This is a genomic window from Microbispora sp. H10670 (assembly GCF_014161385.1).
In the GTDB taxonomy this organism is placed as follows: Bacteria; Actinomycetota; Actinomycetes; order Streptosporangiales; family Streptosporangiaceae; genus Microbispora; species Microbispora triticiradicis.
The window spans coordinates 331788-353178 of sequence record NZ_JABBWW010000001.1; the positions used below are offsets into that span (position 1 = coordinate 331788).

18 protein-coding genes are annotated in these 21391 nt (G+C 71.7%); 11 read left to right on the top strand and 7 right to left on the bottom strand.

The window, feature by feature from the left end; translation table 11 throughout:
- Window positions 1-633, top strand: a complete 633-nt coding sequence (locus tag HHX33_RS01595) for a response regulator (protein ID WP_182872977.1) — start codon at window positions 1-3, stop codon at window positions 631-633.
- Window positions 634-761: 128 nt separating this feature from the next.
- The gene (locus HHX33_RS01600) at window positions 762-1688 is read left to right on the top strand and encodes a MerR family transcriptional regulator (protein WP_396784038.1); all 927 of its coding nucleotides are present in this window, start codon (window positions 762-764) and stop codon (window positions 1686-1688) included.
- Between the two features lie 25 nt (window positions 1689-1713).
- Here HHX33_RS01600 and HHX33_RS35475 read toward each other — a convergent pair whose 3' ends face one another.
- Together HHX33_RS35475 and HHX33_RS01615 are read right to left on the bottom strand one after the other, a co-directional pair.
- Window positions 1714-3678 carry an NYN domain-containing protein gene (locus HHX33_RS35475; protein ID WP_310741167.1) on the bottom strand — a complete coding sequence of 655 codons (1965 nt, stop codon included), beginning with the start codon at window positions 3676-3678 and terminating at the stop codon, window positions 1714-1716.
- Between the two features lie 229 nt (window positions 3679-3907).
- Window positions 3908-6829, bottom strand: a complete 2922-nt coding sequence (locus HHX33_RS01615; protein WP_182872978.1) for a hypothetical protein — start codon at window positions 6827-6829, stop codon at window positions 3908-3910.
- 140 nt (window positions 6830-6969) lie between these two features.
- Here HHX33_RS01615 and HHX33_RS01620 point away from each other — a divergent pair, with 140 nt between their 5' ends.
- Window positions 6970-7512, top strand: a complete 543-nt coding sequence (locus HHX33_RS01620) for an orotate phosphoribosyltransferase (RefSeq protein ID WP_111700374.1) — start codon at window positions 6970-6972, stop codon at window positions 7510-7512.
- Here the strand turns inward: HHX33_RS01620 and HHX33_RS01625 are convergent.
- Complete coding sequence (locus tag HHX33_RS01625; RefSeq protein WP_182872979.1) at window positions 7484-7930, bottom strand: hypothetical protein; 447 nt, start codon at window positions 7928-7930, stop codon at window positions 7484-7486. The genes HHX33_RS01620 and HHX33_RS01625 overlap by 29 nt on opposite strands.
- Window positions 7931-8009: 79 nt before the next feature.
- Window positions 8010-8714: a DedA family protein gene (locus tag HHX33_RS01630; RefSeq protein ID WP_310740245.1), complete on the bottom strand. Its 705-nt coding sequence runs from the start codon at window positions 8712-8714 to the stop codon at window positions 8010-8012.
- A gap of 177 nt (window positions 8715-8891) precedes the next feature.
- On the opposite strand from HHX33_RS01630, the gene fbaA reads away from it, so the two are divergent.
- From fbaA to HHX33_RS01650, 4 genes are all read left to right on the top strand, one after another.
- Entirely contained in the window at window positions 8892-9914 is a 1023-nt protein-coding gene (gene fbaA, locus HHX33_RS01635) for a class II fructose-bisphosphate aldolase (RefSeq protein ID WP_111700371.1), read from the top strand.
- 101 nt (window positions 9915-10015) lie between these two features.
- Window positions 10016-10438 carry a DUF3151 domain-containing protein gene (locus HHX33_RS01640; protein WP_111700370.1) on the top strand — a complete coding sequence of 141 codons (423 nt, stop codon included), beginning with the start codon at window positions 10016-10018 and terminating at the stop codon, window positions 10436-10438.
- 186 nt (window positions 10439-10624) lie between these two features.
- Entirely contained in the window at window positions 10625-11908 is a 1284-nt protein-coding gene (locus HHX33_RS01645) for an adenylosuccinate synthase (RefSeq protein WP_111700369.1), read from the top strand.
- Between the two features lie 73 nt (window positions 11909-11981).
- Window positions 11982-12911 carry a glycerophosphodiester phosphodiesterase family protein gene (locus HHX33_RS01650; protein WP_182872980.1) on the top strand — a complete coding sequence of 310 codons (930 nt, stop codon included), beginning with the start codon at window positions 11982-11984 and terminating at the stop codon, window positions 12909-12911.
- Between the two features lie 218 nt (window positions 12912-13129).
- On the opposite strand, the gene HHX33_RS01655 is transcribed toward HHX33_RS01650, so the two are convergent.
- The 3 genes from HHX33_RS01655 to HHX33_RS01665 all read right to left on the bottom strand — a co-directional run bounded on the left by HHX33_RS01655 (window position 13130) and on the right by HHX33_RS01665 (window position 15831).
- The gene (locus HHX33_RS01655) at window positions 13130-13348 is read right to left on the bottom strand and encodes a ferredoxin (protein WP_182872981.1); all 219 of its coding nucleotides are present in this window, start codon (window positions 13346-13348) and stop codon (window positions 13130-13132) included.
- Between the two features lie 21 nt (window positions 13349-13369).
- Window positions 13370-14566 carry a cytochrome P450 gene (locus HHX33_RS01660; RefSeq protein WP_182872982.1) on the bottom strand — a complete coding sequence of 399 codons (1197 nt, stop codon included), beginning with the start codon at window positions 14564-14566 and terminating at the stop codon, window positions 13370-13372.
- A 146-nt stretch (window positions 14567-14712) separates the two neighbouring features.
- The gene (locus HHX33_RS01665) at window positions 14713-15831 is read right to left on the bottom strand and encodes a magnesium and cobalt transport protein CorA (protein WP_182872983.1); all 1119 of its coding nucleotides are present in this window, start codon (window positions 15829-15831) and stop codon (window positions 14713-14715) included.
- A 381-nt stretch (window positions 15832-16212) separates the two neighbouring features.
- Between HHX33_RS01665 and purD the strand changes: the two genes are divergently transcribed.
- From purD to HHX33_RS01685, 4 genes are all read left to right on the top strand, one after another.
- The gene (purD, locus tag HHX33_RS01670; protein WP_182872984.1) at window positions 16213-17454 is read left to right on the top strand and encodes a phosphoribosylamine--glycine ligase; all 1242 of its coding nucleotides are present in this window, start codon (window positions 16213-16215) and stop codon (window positions 17452-17454) included.
- A 14-nt stretch (window positions 17455-17468) separates the two neighbouring features.
- Entirely contained in the window at window positions 17469-18356 is an 888-nt protein-coding gene (locus tag HHX33_RS01675) for a phosphoribosylaminoimidazolesuccinocarboxamide synthase (RefSeq protein ID WP_220501428.1), read from the top strand.
- A gap of 175 nt (window positions 18357-18531) precedes the next feature.
- A complete protein-coding gene (gene murA / locus HHX33_RS01680) occupies window positions 18532-19809 on the top strand; it encodes a UDP-N-acetylglucosamine 1-carboxyvinyltransferase (RefSeq protein ID WP_182872986.1) in 1278 nt (425 codons plus the stop codon).
- Between the two features lie 262 nt (window positions 19810-20071).
- Complete coding sequence (locus HHX33_RS01685; protein WP_165900650.1) at window positions 20072-21316, top strand: transcriptional regulator; 1245 nt, start codon at window positions 20072-20074, stop codon at window positions 21314-21316.
- Window positions 21317-21391: the final 75 nt, after the last annotated feature.

The window sequence follows — 21391 nt, forward strand, 5'->3', positions numbered from 1 at the left end:
ATGCCCGACCGCGCCAGGGTCCTGCTGGTCGACGACCGCGAGGAGAACCTGATCGCCCTTGAGGCGATCCTGAGTTCGCTGGACGTCGTGCCCGTACGGGCACGCTCCGGCGAGGAGGCGCTGAAGGCTCTCCTGTCGACCGACTTCGCCCTCATCCTGCTCGACGTGCGCATGCCCGGCATGGACGGCTTCGAGACGGCCGCGCACATCAAGCGGAGAGAGCGCACCAGGAATATCCCGATCATCTTCCTGACCGTGGTCGACAGCGCGCCCGACTACGCCTTCCGCGGGTACGCCGCCGGAGCGGTCGACTACCTCACCAAGCCGTTCGATCCCTGGGTGCTGCGCGCGAAGGTCTCCGTGTTCGTGGAGCTGTACGCCATGAACCGGCGGCTCACCGAACAGGCGGCGCTGCTGCGCGAGCGGCTGGCCGGTGAACTGCCGGGAGGCCGCGACACCGACCTGACGTCCGTCCTCGCCGAACTGGCCAAGCGGCTCGCCGCCGTGGAGGACGACCTGCGCCGCGTGCGGGAACAGGCCGGCAGGTCGGACGACTCACCACTGAACGGCGCCATCTCCGACCTGGGTGAGCGGGTCGCCCACCTCCGGGCCGGCTTCGACGCCCTCACCTGACGGCGAGCCGCCTCTCTCACCCCGCGTTCACCCCGCCGGGTTGAGTCTCCCGTAGGGGGAGACGGAAGGCTGGAGGCATGGACGGCGACACGACGTAGTCGATCGGCGAACTGGCGGCGCGAACCGGGCTGACGGTCAAGGCGATCCGGTTCTACTCCGACCGCGGCATCGTGCCGCCCGTCGACCGCAGCCCCGCCGGCTACCGCCGTTACGACGCCGACGCCGTGGCCCGCCTGGACCTCGTACGCACGCTGCGCGACCTGGGGATCGACCTTCCCACGATCAGGAGGGTCCTGGACCGGGACGCCACGCTGGCCGAGGTCGCGGCGGCGCACGCCGAGGCGCTGGCGGCGCAGATCCGGGTGCTGAGGTTGCGGCACGCGGTGGCGCTGGCGGTGGCCAGGCGCGGCTCCACCCCTGAGGAGATGGATCTGATGCACAGACTCGCCAGGCTCACCGAAGACGGACGGCGGCGGCTGATCGACGACTTCCTCGACGCCGCCTTCGGTGAACTGGACGCCGACCTGACCGGGATCAGGCGGACGATGACTCCCGAACTCCCCGACGATCCCGACCCCGAGCAGGTCGAGGCCTGGGTCGAGCTGGCCGAGCTGTCCGGCGACCCCGCTTTCCGGGCCGCGCTCAGGCGCATCGCCGAGCAGCATGTGGCCGACCGCGCACCCGCCACCGCACGTCCGGACACCACCGCGCTTCCCGGCACCGCCCCGCTTCCGGACACCGCCCCACGTCCGGACGCCGTCGCGATCGTCCGCGACCAGGTCGCCCCCGCGCTGGCGGCGGGCGTCGATCCCGCCTCGCCCGGCGCCGAACCGTACCTCGCCGCGGTCACCGCACGATATGCCGCGAGCCTGCGCCGCCCGGACGACGCGACCCTGCGACGCCGGTTGCTCACGCTGCTGGAGACCGCGAACGACCCGCGCCGCCAGACCTACTCCCGGCTGCTCGCGGTGGTCAACGGCTGGCCGCCGCCGGACGACCTGACACACGCTCTCACCTGGTTCGCCGAGGCCCTGCGCACCCGCGTGCCGGACTGAGCCCGGCGGGGGGTAGCGGCGAGGGTTAGCGGCGGGCCCGCTCCAGGGCGTCCCAGAAGCCGCGCCGCAGCGCGTGCCGGACCTCGTCGTGGAGGAGGAAGTCGATCGGGAGCGACGACCCCTGCAGAAGCCTGGCCTCCAGGTCGGACGGCATGCGGGGCTTCCGGGCGAGCACCGCCTCCAGCCAGAGCGCGGGAGCGTCCCTGGCCACGGACTCGCCGAAGTCGTGTCCCTCCTTGTGCGCGGCCTGCACCGCCTCGGCCAGCGTGGTGGTGCCCCCGGGCTGCATCGGCACCGGCGCGGGCTGCGGACCGGTGTACGGCCCGAGCTGGGAGGGCGGGTAACCGACGGGGCCGGAGGCGTACTGGCTGTTCAGTGGTGTCGTCGGCGGCGCCTGACCCGCGGGCGGCGCCGGCGGAGCCGGCAACGGCATGGACGGAGGCGGCATGGACGGGGACGGCGGAGCCGGACGCTGCTGCGGCTGGCCCGCCGACTGCTGAGGCTCCGGCGGATAGCCGTTGTAGGCAGGAGGGGACGGCTGCGCCGCCGGACGGGCGTGCCCGGAGGCTCGGCCGCCGCCGTGGGCACCGGAGCCGTGGGCACCGGAGCCGTGTGCGCCCGAGCTGTGGGTTCCCGAACTGTGGGTTCCCGAACTGTGCGCTTCCGAACTGTGCGTTTCCGAGCCCTGCGCGCCCGGACCATGAGCACCGGAACCATGGGCACCGGACCCCTGCGCCCCGGAACCATGTGCCCCGGTCCCATGGGCACCGGAACCGAACGCACCCGCGCCCTGGGCACCGGAATCCTGCGCACCGGACCCGAGGCCGCCCGACGAGTGATCGCCGCCGGACGGGTAACCCCCCGACGTGTGGCCGCCCGGCCCCGCGGTGCCGGACGCGTGCGCACCGGACCCCTGGGCGCCGGACCCGGACGCGTGGCTGCCGGACGAGTGAGCGCCCGTGCTGTGGGCCCCGCCGCCGAGCGACCCGCCCAGTGACGACCCGCTTAGCGACGATCCTCCATGCGACGCCGGACCGAGCGATCCCGAATCGCGCGAACCGGCACTGTGTGACCCGGTGCCGTGTGACCCGGTGCCGTGTGACCCGGAGCCGTGGGAGCCGCCGCTCTGTGGCAGCCCGTCGGATGCCGGCGTGCCAGATGCGGGAAGACCCGGCGTCGGAGCGTCCGGCGACGAGGTGCCCGGCGTCGAGGCGCCGTGTGCGCCCGAACTCCGTGCGCCGGAGCCGTACGAGGCGTTGTCGTGCCCGCCGGAGGCGGGAAGGCCGGGGGTGTGCGAGCCGAGGATGTAGCCGGCCTGCGACTGCGAACCGTACTGCTGCGAACCCTGCGCGTGGGAGCCGTTGGCGTGGGCGACGACGCCGTTGCCGTGGTGCTGGCCGTTGCCCGCTGTGAGCTGGTGCTGCCCGTTGCCGCTGTTGAGGCTCGTGTCCGCCGCGGTCGACAGGGTGACGTACGACCGCAGGTGCGCGCCCGCGATCTCCACGAGGTCGTCGCACTCCTGGCGCAGGGTGCGCGCGGCGGACCAGGCGCCGTCCGCGGCCAGTTGCATGACGGTCACCCGGACACCGAGATCCTGCGCGTCGCTCACCACCTGGGTGAGGTCCTCGTCACCGCTGACCACGACCGCGTCGCAGACGGCGTTGTTGCGGGCCAGGGTCATCAGGTCCCGGTGGACCTGGGCGTCCACGCCCTCCCGGCGGCCCGGACGGATGCGCCCGAGGCGGAGCTTGAGACCGGGGATGTCGGCCAGCACGTCGTGCTCGGGCGTCCGGCGGCCCTCGACGGTCGCCTCGTACCAGTAACAGCGCAGCAACGGCAGGCCGGTGCGCTCTCGCGACAGGTTCGTCAGGAACCGCAACAGCCCCGGATAGTCCCAGGAGACTGCCTCGCGATGGCGGGTCCCATGGACGGCCATCGCGCCGTCCGCCAGCAGGTAGCCGGCGTCAACGAACAGCGCGCAGCGATCCACGCGACACCGCCCTTCCTTACGTGGCTCTCTCAGGGTAGTCAAGCGTGTGTTCCCGCGAGGGTGATTCCCGGCGATTCAACCCTCGCCCCCAGGTGGGAGATCGGGACGTCCGCGGCCCCTGGAATCGGAAGCGTTCACGCCGACCGTACCAGTTTGTCCAGGTATTACCTGCCACTCATTCGTTATCGGTCACCTTCGGAAAAAGCTCCCCTCGGGGAGGCGGAATATGTCAGGACCACGTTCTCGCACTCACGACCGCGACCCCGAAGAAGGCCGGCTCCCGCCTGGTTGCGAGACGCAGCGTGGGGCGGCGTCCCAGCAGCGTGTGGAGGGAGTCCACCGCGACACCGCCGGTGGCTCCGGTGGCTTCGGTGGCTTCGGTGGAGGGGACACCCGCCTCCCCCCGCTCCTCGCCACGACCCCGGCCGCCGGTGGTGGCGAGCCCGGCCCTGACCCCCTCGGCGTTCCACACCATCAGGTCGATCCGTGCCGGGGCGCCGCCGGGGGCCAGGCCGTCGAGCGGGATCCGCAGCGCCTCCTCCTCGGTCCCCACGACGGCCGCGGCGTCCAGCACCACCACCCGCGTGTACGGCTGCCGCTCGTCCATGGCCAGCATCACCAGGCCCCACGCGGCGTGCCGGACCGTCCCCGTACGCGCCGGGGCCGCCCCGGCGACCCACCAACGGCCCCCGCCCGCGGCCCGGACGAGGGACGTGACGTCGGCGAACGCCTGGTAACCGGGACCCGTGGGCAGGTTCCGCCGAGCGATCTCGGCCGCGCGCACGGTGACGTACGCCGGGCTGCCCGGCGCGCGCACCCGGACGTCCCCGGCGGGCTCCGCCCGCCTGCCGTCCGCCGACCAGTAGAGCCCGGCCCACAGCACCCGGCCGGCCCCGGGCAGAGCGAGATCGGCGCAACTCGACGTCGGCGTCGAGTCGTCCGCGTCGAGGTCGACGGGCACGCTGACGCCCGCGCCACGACCGGGAGCGGTGGAGGCGGCGGTGCCCACGAGCGTGTTGCCGACGACCCGCGTGACCAGACGGCCGTCCGCGGCGAACCGGGCCGCCACACCCGACCCGCGTACTCCCGCCGTCGATCGGGCGGCGGCCTCCGTCCCCCCCGAGCGGACCCGGACCGTGAACGCCCTTCCCGTGGGCGCGTCCGCGGCCACGGCCACCTTCAGGAAGATCGCGGTCACCTCCCCGGCCGCCAGCGGCCCGCGGGCGCAGCGCACGACCCGGTCCTCCGCCGCGCAGGTCCAGCCGTCCCCCGTGCCGGCGTCCCCTTTCGCGCGCCCGTCCCGATGCCCGCCTCGGTGCCCGCCGGAAGCCGCGTACCGGCTCCGGGCCACGAACCTGACTCCCGGCGGGAGGGTCACGGTCGCGACGACCTCGTCCTTCCCTTCCCGGCTCTCCCCCTCCGTGGCTGCGCGGCCCGCGTCGCGCAGCCGTACGGCGACGAGCCCCGGCTGCCCGCGCAGCAGGGCGCCGAGCGGGTCGACGGCGACGACCGGCCCGGCCTCCCCGCTCCTCCCGGCACGGCTCACCGTGCCGGGGTGCGGGGTCCGCGCCGCGTGCCGCCTCCCGGTCGTCCCGTCGCCGCCGGGCCGGGTGCTCCGTCCGGCGTGCTCCGCATGATCCCGGACGCCGGCGCGGGCCTGACCGGGAACCCGCTGACGCACCTCCTGGCGAGTGGGGAACTGCTGGTGCGCCTGCCGGCGGCCCTGGTCGCGGTCCGTCTCGTAGGGAACCTGGGGAACCCGCCGGCGAACCCGCTGCCGTTCCGGGGCCGCGACGCGGCCCTCCTGCGCCCTGTCCCCCTGTGCGACGCTCTCCTGCGCTGTACTCCCTTCCTGCGCTGTACTCCCTTCCTGCGCTGTACTCCCTTCCTGCGCCGGGGCGTGCCCCGCGTTCACCCGGACATCGGAGGAGTGACGGGGAATCGGAGGCCACCCGGTGTGCCCTCGGCTGTCATGGGGCGGCGGGACCGGGTCGTCCGGGCGGGCCGGCTCCGGCATCGCGGCCGTCCCGGCCGGTGTCGCGGGGCCGACCGGCTCGCCCGTCCGGCCCGGTGACCCCGAGACGCTCACCGGAAGCACACCCGCCGGCTCGGCGACGAGCAGGAAGGCCGCCGTCGCCAGGCCGGCCACGGCGATGCCTCCCAGCACCGCGCGGTAGGAGGCCGGCACGCTCTGCACGAGGGCCGGCAGCCGCAGGATGGGCGCCCGCACCCGGTCACCGGCGGCCCCGAGCACCGCGACCGCGCCCGTCCAGATGCTTCGCACGGAGGCCCGGGCCCTGTCGTACAAGGCCCACAGCACGGCCAGAGGGCCGTCGTCCAATCGGACACCCGCCCGGACGCCCGCTCTGAAGTCCCCGCCGGGCGCCTGGTCGTACCGCGTGTGCGCGGCGAGGTCCGCGAGGTAGTCGTCCACGGCCGGCCCCGCGACGAGCTGGCCGACGACGTCCCGCAGCCCCTGCGTGAGGTCCACCATCTCCAGGAAGACCGACCGGCAGTCGATGCACTCGGCGACGTGCCCGTCGACCTCGGCGGCCTCCTGCTTCGGCAGGCCGTTCTCCAGGTACCGCAGGATCGTGATGAGGACCGGCCGGCACTCCTCGCGCGGACCGCCGTCCAGACGCAGCCGCACGTACGCCTCCCGCAGCGCGCGGCGGGCCCTCCCGGTGAGCTCGACGGTCGCCCTTCCCGAGAGCCCGAGCAGCGGGCCCGCCTCCGCCGGGTCGGCGCCCTCGACCTCCACATGCCACAGCACCATGCGCCAGCGCTCCGGCAGCGAGAGATAGGCGCGGGCGAGCGGCGCGCGTTCGAGCCCCTTCAGCTCGGGGTCCACGTAGAGGGAGTCGCCGTCGGCCAGGTCGACCACCCCGGTGGCGGCGTACCGGCGCAGCGACGCCAGCAGATAGGGCCGGAAGGCGGAGGCGGGGCCGCCGCCGCGCCGCACCAGTTCCAGCACCCTCGCGAAGATCTCGACGAGGAGGTTCTCGACCGCCTCCTCACTCTGCGTGAGCTGCCGGGCCAGGGACCGGGCGGCCGTGGAGTGACGCCGGTAGAGCGTTCCGTACGCCGCCGTGTCGCCTCCCCGGACGGCTTCGAGCAGCTCCACGTCGGTAAGCCGGACTTGTCTACGCATTGCGACCTCGCGATTACGATGAGTTGCATCGCCAATCATTCCGCAGTCCGCGTCCTGGCTAAACCGCAGCCAGGTCTTTACTCTGCGTAGCCGTCGGCCCCTGCGAACCGTCCCGCCGGGCCGGCCGTACGCTGAGGCCCATGAGTGACCGCGAGAAGCTGCTGGACGAGATCAAGAACAAGGGCATCGTGCACGGGCGGGTCGTGCTGTCCTCGGGCAAGGAGGCCGACTGGTACGTCGACCTGCGCCGCATCACCCTCGACGGCGTGGCGGCGCCACTGGTGGGCCGGGTCATGCTGGACCTCACCGAGGATCTCGGCTACGAGGCGGTCGGCGGCCTGACGCTGGGCGCGGACCCCGTGGCGACGGCGATGCTGCACGCGGCGGCGGCCCGGGGCCGCGCGCTCGACGCGTTCGTCGTCCGCAAGGCGGGCAAGGCCCACGGCCTGCAGCGCAGGATCGAGGGCCCCGACGTCGCCGGACGCCGGGTGCTCGCGGTGGAGGACACCACCACCACCGGCGGGTCGGTGCTCACCGCCGTGGAGGCGCTGCGCGAGGCGGGCGCGCAGGTCGTGGGCATCGCGACGATCGTGCACCGGGGCGGCGACGAGGCGCTGGCGGCCACCGGGGTGCCCTACCGCTCCGCCTACACGCTCACGGACCTGGGGATCGCCGCACACTGAACGCCTGCCGCTCGCCGGGCGGCCCGGGGGACCTGGCGGCTCCGTTCGTGAACACCTCGACCGTGCTCGCGTCGTCCAGGACGACGTCGAGTTCGGGGTCGAAGTAGGACGCCTGCTCGCCCCGGGCCAGGTCCCGGTCGACCAGCACGTCGCCGCCCGGCACCCGGACGAACACCGGGCACCGGTCGGCCTGGCACACCACCCGTACGGTGGGCACGCTGGGCGGGGACGTCGCCGCGGAGGGCCGGGCCGCCGGGGACGAGGACGCGACGGCCACGGGGTCCCCGGACTGCCCTGATCCGAACGTCGAGAACAGCGCCCTGCCGCCGATCACGATCACGGCGAGCAGCAGCACGACCGCCAGGCCGACGAGTGCCAGCCTCGCGATTCCGAGGGGATCAGACCTGTGGCGTCCCACAACCCGGAGAGTAGCGGCTGTGCGGGAGGTTCAGTGCTGACCTGTCGCTTGTCATCAGGCATTCATCGCCGGGCCCGCGTCAGACGCCGGGGTGGTTCCGCTGTTCCACGCCGGCGTGGTGGCGGCCCTTCGGCACGACGACGGCGGCCCGGCGGCTCTTCATCACTTCACGCACGATGGGGATGATCGACAGGACGATGACGACGAATACGCCGGGAAGGATGTACTTGTCGATGCCCTCGACCTTGCTGCCGAGGAAATAACCGAGCAGCAGCAGCGCCTCGACCCAGACGACGCCGCCGACGACGTTCCAGACGAAGAACCGGCGCGCGTCCATCTCCAGGACGCCGGCCACGGGATTCATGAAGGTGCGGACGATCGGCATGAACCGCGCGACGACCACGGCCTTCGCCGGGCCGAACCTCTCGAAGTAGTGCTCCGCCTTCTCGACGTGCTCTCTCTTGAACAGCCGGGAATCCGGCTTGTCGAACATCCTCCGGCCGACCTTCGCGCCCAGGAAGTGGCCCAGCTGCGCCCCCGCGATCGCGGCCAGCGGCGCGCCGATCAGCAGGGCCGGCAGTGACAGCGGCGCGATCCCGAACCCCTGGGCGGCCGCGACGGTACTGAAAATTCCAGCGGTCACGAGCAGCGAGTCACCGGGCAGGAAGAACCCGACGAGCAGCCCCGTCTCCGCGAACACGATGGCGATGACGCCGATCGTGGCGAAGGCGCCGAGCATTCCCAGCCACCACTTCGGGTCAAGAAGGTCCAAGAGCACGTCCACGGCCCGAGCCTACCTGTCCGGGATGAGATGAGACTGAGAAGAGACAACGGCTGTGGAAAACCCGGGTCGCGGAATGACCGCGGCTTTCGGCGGCCTCCACCCGGCCCGGCTTTCCGGATCGGCCCGGCCTTCGGGATACTGGCCACGCCGCATACCGTCAGAAGGAGATGACTTCGCATGCCTATCGCGACTCCAGAGGTCTACGCCGAGATGTTCGACCGCGCCAAAGCGGGCGGTTTCGCGTACCCGGCGATCAACGTGACCTCGTCGCAGACCCTGCACGCCGCGCTGCGCGGCTTCGCGGAGGCGGAGAGCGACGGGATCATCCAGGTGTCGACCGGAGGGGCTGAGTTCCTTTCCGGCACCACCGTGAAGGACATGGTCACCGGGTCGGTGGCGTTCGCCGAGTTCGCTCGTGTGGTGGCCGAGAAGTACCCGGTGACGGTCGGTCTGCACACCGACCACTGCCCGAAGGACAAGCTGGGCTCTTTCGTCCGCCCGCTGCTGGAGATCTCCGCCGAGCGCGTCGCGCGCGGCCAGGACCCGCTGTTCCAGTCGCACATGTGGGACGGCTCCGCCGTGCCGCTGGACGAGAACCTCCAGATCGCCAGCGAACTGCTGGACAAGACCGCCGCCGCCAAGGTGATCCTCGAGATCGAGATCGGCGTCGTCGGCGGCGAGGAGGACGGCGTCGTCGGCGAGATCAACGAGAAGCTCTACACGACGCCGGAGGACGCGCTGGCCGTCGCCGAGACCCTCGGCCTGGGCGAGCGGGGCCGCTACATCGTGGCCGCCACCTTCGGCAACGTGCACGGCGTCTACAAGCCGGGCCACGTGAAGCTCCGCCCGAGCGTGCTCAAGGAGATCCAGGAGGCCGTCGGCGCGAAGTACGGCAAGGAGAAGCCGTTCGCCCTCGTCTTCCACGGCGGCTCCGGCTCGGCCATGGAGGAGATCCATGAGTCGATCTCGTACGGCGTGGTGAAGATGAACATCGACACCGACACGCAGTACGCCTTCACCCGTCCGATCGTGGACCACGTGTTCCGCAACTACGACGGCGTGCTGAAGATCGACGGCGAGGTCGGCAACAAGAAGGCCTACGACCCGCGCGCGTACGGCAAGCTGGCCGAGGCCGGCATGGCGCAGCGCATCGTCGAGGCCTGCCAGCACCTCAAGTCCGCGGGCACCAAGCTCAAGTAGCGGGCGGACCGGCGGGAACTGAAGATCATTCTCGTATCGATCTTCCGTTCCCGCCGGCCGGACCATACCCCTCGGGCTGTTCGGCAGGTAAGACTGTGCTCATGGAAACGCACGAGAACCTCCTCGCCGGCCCGCCGCCCACCCTGCTGCCCGACAACGCCGAGGCGCGGCAGATGCTCGAGTCGGGCGCCAAGGCGGCCGACGTGGCCGCGCGCTTCCCCGCCTACTCCGCGGCCTGGGGCGCGCTCGCCGACGACTACTTCGCCTCCGGCCACGCCGTCACCTCGTACGCGTTCGCCCGGACGGGCTACCACCGGGGCCTCGACCAGCTTCGCCGCGCGGGCTGGAAGGGCCACGGCCCGATCCCGTGGGAGCACGAGCCGAACCAGGGGTTCCTGCGCTGCCTGAACGCCCTGGCCCGGGCCGCCCACGCGATCGGCGAGAAGGACGAGGCCGAGCGCTGCGCCCAGTTCCTGCGCGACAGCAGCACGGCCGCCGCGGAGGCGCTCGCCACGGCCTCCTGACGGCCCGGAACGACGACCCGGGAACGACGACCCGGGAACACAGCGGCACGCGAGGGCCGGCGAGGCTCCGTCTCGCGAGTTAAGACGCCGTTCACCGACGGCGCGGCCCTCGGGTAGTCTCTGTGTGCAAGAGGCCCCTGCCGCGCTTGCGCCAGGGGCTTTCGTCGTGGTTCGGGAGATTTGACCATGCCGGCTGTCGTTCTCGTTGGTGCCCAGTGGGGCGATGAGGGCAAGGGGAAGGCCACCGACCTGCTCGGTGGTGACGTCGACTACGTCGTCCGTTACCAGGGCGGCAACAACGCGGGTCACACCGTGGTGATCGGCGACCAGAAATACGCCCTGCACCTGCTGCCTACCGGGGTGCTCTCGCCGGACGTCGTACCGGTGATCGGCAACGGGGTGGTCGTCGACCCGGGCGTCCTGCTCTCCGAGATCGACGGGCTGGCCGAGCGCGGCATCTCCTGCGAGCGGCTGCTGATCTCCGCGAGCGCGCACCTGATCATGCCCCAGCACAAGGCGATCGACAAGGTCAGCGAGCGTTTCCTCGGCAAGGCCAAGATCGGCACGACCGGCCGCGGCATCGGCCCGGCGTACGGCGACAAGATCTACCGCATGGGCATCCGGGTGCAGGACCTGCTCGACCCGGGCATCCTCGGCAAGAAGATCGAGGCCGCGGTCGGCGAGAAGAACCAGGTCCTCACCAAGATCTACAACCGCAGGGGCCTCGACCCGGCCAAGGTGCTGGAGGAGTACCTCGGCTACGCCGAGCGGCTGCGCCCGCACATCGCCGACACCTCGCTGGTGCTCTCGCAGGCGCTCGACCAGGACAAGGTCGTGCTGCTCGAAGGCGGGCAGGGCACGCTGCTCGACATCGACCACGGCACCTATCCCTTCGTGACCTCCAGCTCCCCCACCTCGGGCGGCGCCTGCGCCGGCTCCGGCATCCCGCCGACCCGGCTGACCAGGATCATCGGCATCCTCAAGGCGTACACCACGCGGGTGGGCTCCGGGCCGTTCCCGACCGAGCTGCTGGACGAGCAGGGCGAGTGGCTGCGCCAGACAGGCGGCGAGTACGGCGTGACCACCGGCCGCGACCGCCGCTGCGGCTGGTTCGACGCGGTCATCGCGCGGTACGCCACCCGGATCAACGGCGTGACCGACTTCTTCCTGACCAAGCTCGACGTGCTGTCCGGGCTGGAGCGCATCCCGGTCTGCGTGGCGTACGACGTCGACGGCACGCGCCACGACGAGATCCCCATGACGCAGACCGAGTTCCACCACGCCACGCCGGTCTACGAGGAGCTGCCCGGCTGGCAGGAGGACATCACCGGCGCCAAGACGTTCGAGGACCTGCCGCCGAACGCGCAGGCGTACGTCAGGGCGCTGGAGGAGATGAGCGGCGCCCCGATCTCGGCCATCGGCGTGGGCCCCGGCCGCACCCAGACCATCCAGATTCGCCCGCTGATCTGATGGTTCGTGGCGTACGCGCCGGGAACCGGGGGATCACCCGCGTCACCCCCGCGGGGCGGTAGGGTACGCCGCTGTGCACGGATACGTTGAGCTGCACGGGCACCGTGGAGCACGAGGGCTGCGGCCCGAGAACACGCTGCCCGGCCTGGCCTTCGCGCTGGAGCTCGGGGTCGACGCCTTGGAGTTCGACGTCGCCATGTCGGCCGACGGGCAGCTCGTGCTCACCCACGACCTGCACGTCTCCCCTGTGACCAGCGCGGACACCGGCATGGCCACGCCGGGGGACGAGATGTTCCCGTACGTCGGCAAGCCGGTCGTCGCGCTCACGCTGCCGCAGCTGCGGACCCTCGACGTCGGCGTACGGCTGCCGCAACGGCCGGAAGACCGCTTCGCGCTCACGCAGGTGCCGTTGCCGGACACCCGGATGCCCACGCTCGGCGCGGTGCTCGGCCTGGTCGGCGCTCTCGGCGCCGACGACGTGCGGCTGAACGTGGAGCTCAAGTCCGACCCGGTCCGTCCGGACCTCTGCCCGGACCCGCGGCGGTTCGTGACGGAGGTCGTCCGCGAACTCGACCGGCACGACCGGCTCTCCAGGTCGGCCCTGCTCAGCTTCGACTGGCGGCTCCTGGAGATCGCCGGACCGCTGATCGAGCGGCGGTACGCCCTCGTGGAGCGCGACACGATGACGCCGGAGTGGATGAACGGCATCCGCCTCACCGAGGTGGGCGGCGACCTCGCGGCGGCCGCCGCCGCGGTGGGCGCGACGACCCTGTCCCCCGACCGGGTGCTCGTCGACGAGGCGCTGATGGCCGGGGCGGCGCGGCAGGGCCTGCCCGTCGTGGTGTGGACGGTCAACGAGCCCGACGAGGCGGCCCGGCTCATCGACCTGGGCGTGGCCGGCGTCGTCACCGACTACCCCGACCGCATGCGCCGGTTGTGGAAGGCACGCGGGCTGCCGCTGCCCCGGCCGGTCAGCCCGTTGCGCCCGGTGGGAGCGCCGTAGGAGACCCTGCAGTGAGGGAGACGGGAAGAGCCCCGCCGAGGCTCCTCTTCTGAGGGGCTGAGACGGGGCTCCAGGGTCACCCACAAGAATGGCTTTCACAGCCACTTACCAGACAACCTCATCGCAGGGTGCGCGTCAAGTAGCTGACCGTCACCCCGTCCTGCGTGTCGCGCCGGGCCGGTCGCCGCTCACTCCTCGGCGTACTCGATCGACCCGGCCTACTCGATCGACCCGGCCGCATCTGTCGTGTCGAGCGAGAGGGCGCCGGACGGGCAGAGCTGGACGGCTCTGCGCACCGCCGCCGCCAGTTCGGCCGGCGGCTCGGGGTCGAGAACCTCGACCGTTCCGTCGTCCTCGCTCTGGTCGAAGACCTGGGGCAGCGTGAGCGCGCACATCCCCGCTCCGACGCACCGTTCGAGATCAGCCTTGATCTTCATCGTTTCCTCCCGCGCATCGCCTCACCAGAGCACCGGCAGGCGGCGTACCCCGTAGACCGCCGAGGTGGCCCGCATCGGCACCTCCTCCGGCGGCACGGCCAGGCGCAGGCCGGGGAACCGGCGCAGCAGGGCCGGATAGGCCATCCGCATCTCGACGCGCGCGAGCTGCTGGCCCAGGCACTGATGGATGCCGTGGCCGAAGCTCAGATGGCCCTGGGCCGACCGGGTCACGTCGAGCGTGTCGCCGCCCTCGAACCGCTCGGGGTCGCGGTTGGCCGCCCCCAGCGACAGGGTCACCGACTCCCCGGCCCTGACCAGGGTGCCGCCGATCTCGACATCTTCCAGGGCCGTACGGGTGGGCCCGATGTGCAGGATGCTGAGGTAGCGCAGCAGCTCCTCCACCGCGTTCTCCACCGCGCCCGGGTCGTCCCGTACGACGGCGAGCTGCCGGGGGTTCGTCAGCAGCGCGAAGGTGCCGAGGCCGAGCATGTTCGCCGTCGTCTCGTGGCCCGCGATGAGCAGCAGCAGGCCCATGCCGGCGATCTCGGCGTCCGTAAGCTCCCCGGAGGCGGTCAGGCCGCTCAGCATGTCGTCGCCCGGGTCCTTCCTCTTGGCGGCGACGAGGGCGCCCAGGTAGGCGAGCAGGTCGTCCCTCGCCGCCGTGATCTCGTCGGTCGAGGCCTCGAGATCGAGGATCACCGACGAGTCGTGCTGGAACTTCTCCCTGTCCTCGTACGGCACGCCCAGCATCTCGCAGATGACCAGCGACGGGATGGGCAGCGCGAAGGACCTGACGAGGTCGGCCGGGGCGCCCTCGCGCTCCATGGCGTCGAGGCGGCTTTCGGTGATGTCGTGGATGCGCGGTTCGAGCTGCTTCATCCGCCGCACGGTGAACTGGCCCGTCAGCAGCCTCCGGTACCGGGTGTGGTCGGGAGGGTCCATCTGCAGGAAGAACCCCGGCGGCAGGGGCCCCCGGCGGAGCTCCACCCGCTGGGGAAGCGCCGAGTGCATCAGTTCGGGCCGGCTGCTGAAGCGGGCGTCGGCGAGGATGGCGCGGGACTCGGCGTAACCGGTCGCCAGCCAGCCCTCGTGCCCGTCCCCGTACATCATCCGCTGGAGCGGCGCCTCCGCGCGGCGGCGCGTCAGCTCGTCCGGCGGGTCGAAGGTACGCTCACGCGCGAGGGGAAAGATGGACAACCGGGGTGTCGCCTCTGTCATGACACGCTCCTGTGGAAGTGGAAACGGTCGATGTGCGCGAGCGGCCCGCTCTCCCCCACCTAACAACATCATCTGACATATCGCAATGACCGATGCCCAGAGTCGGGGTCGGGCCGGCCCCAATTGACAAAGCAGGAGAAAACAGATCAGAGCCAGCCGTTGCGACGGAACGCCCGATGCAGGAGCGTGCAGGCGACGACCATGACACCCAGCACCAGCGGGTAGCCGTACACCGCCTTGACCTCGGGCATGTGCTCGAAGTTCATGCCGTAGATGCCGGCGATCATCGTGGGCACCGAGATGATCGCGACCCAGGACGAGATCTTGCGCATGTCCTCGTTCGCGAGCGCGTTCGAGCGCGCCAGCGCGGCCTGCAGGATCGAGTCCGACAGTTCGTTGGAGGCCTGCACCTGCTCGCACACCCGGGAGAGGTGGTCGCCGACGTCGCGGAAGTACTCGCGCATCTCCGAGGGGATGCTGCGCCGCTGGGGAAGGGCGTTGAAGGGGGTCTGGAGCGGTCCCACGGCCCGCTTGAGCTCCAGCATCTCCCGCTTGAGCTGGTAGATGCGGTTGATGTCCCGGGAGCTGACCTCGGCGAACACCGCCGCCTCGACCTCTTCGAGCTCCGCCTGCATCAGGTCGGCGACCTGGAGATACTTGTCCACCACGTGGTCGGCGATGGCGTGCAGCACACCCGCCGGGCCCCGGCTGATCAGCTTCGCCTTCGACTCCAGCTTCTCGCGGACGTCGCCGAGCGGGCAGTACCGGCCGTGCCGCACGGTCACCACGAAGTCGGGGCCGACGAAGACCATGATCTCGCCGGTGCCGATGATCTCACCGCTCGCCGTCGGCACCTCGCCGTCGAGGAACGCGACGGTCTTGAGCACCACGAACAGCGAGTCGCCGTACCGCTCGACCTTGGGCCGCTGGTGGGCCTTGATGGCGTCCTCCACGGCGAGGGGGTGCAGGCCGAACACCTCGGCGAGCCACTCCACCTCGGGCGCGGCGGGCTCGTGCAGGCCCACCCAGACGTACGCGCCGGGCACCTCGTTGGCCTCGTTGTGCTCGCGGACCATCCGGACGGCCTCGGGGATGCCGTTGGCGGCGACCTTCTTGCCGCCGATGTACGCGCCGAACTCGACGAGGGAGCTGGCCGGCGGCACGCAGCGGACGATGGCGTCCGCGCTCACCGGCGCGGAGCCGATGTGCGTGGGCAGGACGCGGGTGTGCCTGTTGATGCGGGGGAAAAGCAGAGTGGAGCGCATGGCGGTCCCTTCCCGCCCGAGCCGGCACGCTCTACGCGCGACGTGATGTCACCCCTTCATGCAGGCGTGAGCTGCCCCTCGGGACTCAGTGTCGAAGTGGTCGGGAGTGCGCACGACGTACGTGCGCGAGCACGTACTGACGGGATCACCAGAATTCATCCCAGACCACCTCCAATCACTACGAGACAGCGCGAAGCCTATCCAACCTAGCACACGGCTGCGTGACGCCTGTTCCAGGGTACCGGCGTCAAGACCCTCCGATCATGCACTTCTTGCCAAAAAGGGGTCGGACAAACTGGTCACCCCTGTGTATCCGGCACCCATCGGCCTGTACGGAGGCCGGACGGCGGAGGACGCGGAGAAGACTGCGAGAATGAGCGGGTGCGCGTTCTTGTCATCGGTTCCGGGGGTCGCGAGCACGCTCTGTGCCGGGCCCTGCGGCTGGACCCCTCCGTCGTCGAAGTCCACTGCGCCCCCGGCAACGCCGGCATCGCCGAGGTGGCCACCCTGCACCAGGTCACGCCCACCGACGGCGCGGCGGTGACCGCCCTCGCCGAGCGCCTGGGCGCCGGTCTCGTCGTGATCGGCCCGGAGGCGCCGCTGGTCGCCGGCGTGGCCGACGCGGTCAGGGCCGCGGGCATCCCCTGCTTCGGGCCGTCGGCCCGGGCGGCCGCGGTCGAGGGTTCGAAGGCGTTCGCCAAGGACGTCATGACGGCCGCGGGCGTGCCGACCGCGCGGGCGTACACGTGCGTGACCGAGGAGGAGGCCGCGGCGGCGCTCGACGCCTTCGGCCCTCCGTACGTCGTGAAGGACGACGGCCTGGCCGCGGGCAAGGGCGTGGTCGTGACCGACAGCCGCGAGGAGGCCCTGGAGCACGCGCGGTCGTGCGACCGGGTGGTGATCGAGGAGTTCCTCGACGGCCCGGAGGTGTCGCTGTTCGCCCTGTGCGACGGGACGAGCGCGGTTGCGCTGCAGCCGGCCCAGGACTTCAAGCGGGCCTACGACGGCGACAAGGGCCCCAACACCGGCGGCATGGGGGCGTACACGCCGCTCCCCTGGGCCCCGGAGGGCCTGCCGGAGCGGGTCATGGCGGAGATCGTGCGGCCGACGGTCGTCGAGATGGCCCGGCGCGGCACGCCGTACACGGGCGTGCTGTACGCGGGGCTGGCCCTGACCGCCGACGGCCCCCGCGTGATCGAGTTCAACGCGCGGTTCGGCGACCCGGAGACCCAGGTCGTGCTCGACCGGCTGGAGACCCCGCTGGGCGGGCTGCTGCTCGCGTGCGCGAACGGAACCCTCGCGGACCATCCGCCGCTGCGCTGGCGCGACGGCGCCGCCGTGACCGTGGTCCTCGCCGCCGAGAACTACCCGGCCGACCCGGCGAAGGGCGACCCCGTCGCGGGGCTTCCCGCGGCGACCGACGAGGCGTACGTGCTGCACGCCGGGACGGCCCTCGACCCGGAGAACCGGCTGGTGTCGAACGGCGGGCGGGTGCTCAACGTGGTAGGGACCGGCGCCGACCTGGCCGAGGCGAGGACGCGGGCCTACGAGGCGCTGGAGCAGATCACCCTGCGCGGCTCCCACCACCGCTCCGACATCGCCCTGACCGCCGCCTCCTCCTGACGCGACCCCTCCTCCTGACGCGACACGGGGTGAGGAGCTGGGAGAATGGCGGGGTGAAGCACCTCCACTCCGGCAAGGTACGCGACCTTTACGAAACCCCCGAGGGGTTGCTGCTGATGGTCGCGTCCGATCGCATCTCGGCCTTCGACTACGTCCTCGAACCCGGCATCCCCGACAAGGGGGAGATCCTCACCCGGCTGTCGCTGTGGTGGTTCGAGCAGCTCGAGGACGTCGTGCCCAACCACGTCGTCCCGGCCGACGTGCCCGCGGAGTTCGCCGGGCGCGGGGTGCTGTGCCGGAAGCTGCGGATGGTGCCGGTGGAGTGCGTGGCCCGCGGCTACCTCACGGGCTCCGGGCTGACCGACTACCGCGGGGAGGGCGTCGTCTCCGGCGTGCGGCTCCCGGAGGGGCTCACCGACGGGTCGCGGCTGCCCGAGCCGATCTTCACGCCGTCGACGAAGGCCCCGATGGGCGAGCACGACGAGCCGATGACGTTCGAGCAGGTCGTGGCCGAGGTGGGCGCGGACGTGGCCGAGCGGCTGCGTGACATCACCCTCGGCGTCTACCGCCGGGGGGCGGAGATCGCCCTGGACCGCGGCATCATCCTGGCCGACACCAAGATCGAGCTGGGCTGGGACTCCGACGGCGTGCTGACCCTGGGCGACGAGGTGCTGACCCCCGACTCGTCGCGCTTCTGGCCGCTGGACCAGTGGGAGCCGGGCCGCTCCCAGCCGTCGTTCGACAAGCAGTTCGTCCGGAACTGGCTGCTGTCGCCCGCGTCGGGCTGGGACAGGGCCTCCGGCGAGGCTCCTCCGCGGCTGCCGGACGAGATCGTCGAGCGCACGCGCGACCGTTACGTGGAGGCGTACGAGCGCCTCACCGGAGAGCGCTTCCGCGCCTGAGTCACAAACGTCACACAAGTCATCTCGTGTGACCTGTTCCCCCATCTGTTCTGGGGGTAGTTCCTCCCCGAAACGCCCGGGACAGCGGCTACTCTAGGCCGACGCATTCGCCGACGACGTGGCTGCCGGCCGACGCGAGTCCCCCCACTTTTCCCCCAACATAGGAGTCGAATTCATGGTCAGTTACCGCGTGCGCGGTGGCAACGTACTGCGTGGAACCGCCTTCATCCAGGGCGCGAAGAACGCCGTACTGCCCATGATCGGGGCGGCGCTGCTCGCGGCCGAAGGCCGTACGGTGCTCCGCAACGTGCCCGTCATCGAGGACGTGCGCCGGGCGGTCGAGCTCGCCGAGGCCATCGGGGCGAAGGTGGAGTTCCACGAGACCGAGCGGACGCTCGTCATCGACGCCTCCCGGCTGACCAGCCCGGTCCTGCCCGCCGAGATCGCCCGCCGGTTCCGGGGATCGGTGCTGTTCGTCCCGGCCCTGCTCCACCGCCTCGGCGAGGCGATCATCGAGGGCATCGGCGGCTGCAACCTCGGCAGCCGCAACCTCGACTTCCACTACCTCGGCTACAAGCGCCTCGGCGCGATGGTGGACGAGGGCGAGGCCGTCATCCACATCAAGGCGGGCGGCCTGCTCGGCGCCCCGCTCTATCTCGACACCCCCTCGCACACCGGCACCGAGAACCTGATCATGGCCGCCTCGCTCGCCCGGGGCACCACCGTGATCGAGAACGCGGCGCTCGAACCCGAGGTGCTCGACGTCATCACGATGCTGAGCCGGATGGGGGCGCGCATCCGCGGCGGCGGGACCGGCTTCATCACGGTCGAGGGCGTCGACGAACTGACCGCGGTCGAGCACACGGTGATGCCGGACCGGCTCGACGCGGGCGTGTTCGCCATGGCCGCGGCGATCACCGGCGGCGACGTGAGCCTGGTCGGCGCCTCGCTGGAGCACCTCGGCGTGGTCCGCTGGAAGCTGGAGCAGATGGGCGTCGAGTTCGAGGAGCACGGCGCGGTCCTGCAGGTGCGCCGCGACCGGCCGCTGCGCCCGATCAACGTGATCACCGACACCTACCCCGGCTTCGCGACCGACCTGCAGTCTCCCCTGATGACGGTGGCCTGCCTCGCGGAGGGCTCCAGCTACATCCACGAGCGCATCTTCGACGGCCGCTTCGCGCTCGCGGGCGAACTCAACAAGATGGGCGCGAACGTCGAGGTGGAGGGGAGCCGCGCGGTGGTGCACGGCCCGACGCCGCTGCACGGCGCCGACGTGACGGCCCACGACCTCAGGTCCGGAATCGCGCTCGTGCTCGCCGGTCTCGCCGCCGAGGGAGAGACGTCGATCGGGTCGGGTTATCTCATCGACCGCGGCCACGGTGCGCTGGCGCAGCGCATGCAGGCGCTTGGCGCTGATGTGGTGCGTGAAATTTCCACTTCGGACGGCCGCTGAGTCCGAAAACCTTTACTAACGCCCTGACCAGGGGGTATCCGGGATATTACGGATGCGGCTCGACCACCCAGAATGGTATTCCGGAAAATCTGGGCGTGACATTACGGCCTTAACCAGCGATCGTTCCAAAGAGAAGCCACAACAACGAGGGCGACGTGGGATGGGACGAACATTGGTCGAGCGCACGGAAGACACTCCGCGCGGGTCACGTCTGGGGACGGTGACACCCGACCTCACCATCGGCGTGGTGGGGTCACATGATTTGGTCGAACGCGTGATGCTCATGGGGCACTCGGCGGCCCCGGTGCCCTGTCGGCTGGTCGCCGCCGCGTACAGGGACGAGCAGGAGGCCGCGGACAAGGTGACCCGGCTCGGGCCGGGTGTGGACGCCTGCCTGTTCGCGAGCCCGGTGCCCTTCGAGCTCGCCCGGCGGGCCGGAGTGCTGACGATGCCCGCGACACACGTGCAGCTCGGCGGAGCGGCACTGGTGGCGGCGATCGCGCGGGCCTCGCTGGACGAGCGGACGGATCCCCGCCGGGTGAGCGTGGACGTGCTCGGGCGGCCGGACATCGACGAGGCGTACGCGGACCTCAACCTTCCCTCAGGGGAGGTGCACAGCCGCGACGAGCCGGGCCCGATCGGCACGGTCACGGCCTTCCACGAGCGGTTGTTCCGCCAGGGGGCCACCACGGGCGCGCTGACGTGCGTCCAGGGAGTGGCCGACCGGCTGACCTCGGCCGGGGTGCCGGTCGTGCCGATCCGACCGACGTCCGCGGCCGTGCGGACGGCACTGCACACGGCGGCGCTGCTCGGCGCCCGGCACCGGCTGGAGGAGTCGCAGCTCACGGTCGTGCTGGTGGAGGTGCCGACGCTGCGCGAGCCGGTACGGCGGGCCGCCCCGCGCTACTGGCGGGACGAGCTCCGGCTGTCGCTGCACCGCCTGCTCGTGCAGGAGGCCAACCGGATCAACGCGAGCGTGTGGCCGATCGACGACCACAGCTACCTGGTCGTGGCGACCAAGGGCTCGATCGCGGCCGCCACCGACGGGTTCCGGGTGCTGCCCTTCGCCGCCAGGATCCGCGAGGAGCTGGGGCTCGCCGTCGAGGTGGGCGTGGGGATGGGCCGCACGACACACGAGGCCGAGACGCACGCGCGGGGCGCGCTCGCCCGCACCCAGGGCGGCAAACAGCCCCAGGGCTTCGCGGTGGACCGGGAGGGCCGGGCCCTGGTGCCGCCGCCCCGGATGCCTCCCCAGCCGGGCGGGCCGATCAAGCCCAAGGGCGTCGAGGTGCTGGCGCGCCTGGCGGCCAAGCTGGAAGGCGGAGACACGGTCGTGGACGCGGAGGGGGCCGGGCGCATGCTCGGGGTCACCCCGCGTACGGCTCGGCGGTTGCTGCGCACGCTGGTTGACGAGGGACTCGCGTGGCCGCTTCCGCCGAACCGCACTCCGCAGCCGGGCCGGCCGCGCCAGCTCTACCGGCTGATCGTGGAGAAGCTCAGCCGGTGACCGGGCGGTCGTGAACGACAGGTGTGGACGGCGCTCGGCGCCGGGCAGACGGCGTGGGGCCGGCGAGCCCCGGCA